Annotated in this window: 1 pseudogene; it reads left to right on the forward strand. The window is 66.2% G+C overall.

The features are described 5' to 3' along the window. Positions 1 to 385: pseudogene (locus tag AB4Y72_RS19735) on the forward strand (IS481 family transposase); the annotation flags it as partial.

Below are 385 nucleotides of genomic sequence, written 5' to 3' on the forward strand. Positions count from 1 at the left end.
GGGCTGCCCCGGTTGTGGGAACTGGACCCGATCAGCGGCGAACGCATCAGGGCCGGCCGGGCCACCGACCACCGCTATGAACGCGACACGGCCGGGGAGCTGCTGCACATTGATGTGAAGAAGCTCGGGAAGATCCCGGATGGAGGCGGCTGGCGGGTCCACGGCCGCAGCGAAGCTGTGAAAGGCCGCGGGCTGGGCTACGACTACGTCCACGTTGCCGTGGATGACCACTCCCGTCTGGCGTATGTCGAGGTGTTACCGGACGAGAAAGGGCGGACCTGCGCCCAATTCCTGACCAACGCCGCAGCGTTCATGGCCGCGAACGGTGCACCCGTGAGCGAAGTCATGACCGATAACGCCCTGGCCTACATTCGGTCCGCCGCCT

Origin of the sequence: Arthrobacter sp. YAF34, assembly GCF_052113245.1 — a bacterium.
In the GTDB taxonomy this organism is placed as follows: Bacteria; Actinomycetota; Actinomycetes; order Actinomycetales; family Micrococcaceae; genus Arthrobacter.